The sequence below is a fragment of the Rhodococcus sp. IEGM 1351 genome (assembly GCF_030056875.1).
Classification (GTDB): Bacteria; Actinomycetota; Actinomycetes; order Mycobacteriales; family Mycobacteriaceae; genus Rhodococcus_F; species Rhodococcus_F opacus.
In genome coordinates, this window is record NZ_JASHKU010000122.1 from 1 (window position 1) to 307 (window position 307).

The window sequence follows — 307 nt, forward strand, 5'->3', positions numbered from 1 at the left end:
GCCTCCGTCACCTCGTGGAACGTCACATCCACCGACGCCTCCGTCGGACCGTACAAGTTGTGGAGCCGGGCACCGGGTACCAGTGTCCGCATCCTCGACGCCGTCCGCGCGGGCAACGCCTCACCCGAGGCGAACACACGCCGCAGGCTCGTGCATCGCGTCACTGCCGGTTCCGCGGTGAATACGGCCAACATCGAGGGGACGAAATGTGCTGTCGTGACGTCATTCTCGGCTATCACGTTCACAAGATAGGCCGGGTCGCGGTGCCCGTCCGGCTCCGCGATCACCAACCGCGCCCCGACGATCA

Annotated in this window: 1 protein-coding gene; it reads right to left on the bottom strand. The window is 66.1% G+C overall.

Going from position 1 to position 307, the window contains the following annotated elements:
* Window positions 1-287 (bottom strand): AMP-binding protein (locus QM806_RS41050; RefSeq protein WP_502943960.1); only part of this gene is annotated, 287 nt, incomplete at its 3' end.
* Window positions 288-307: the final 20 nt, after the last annotated feature.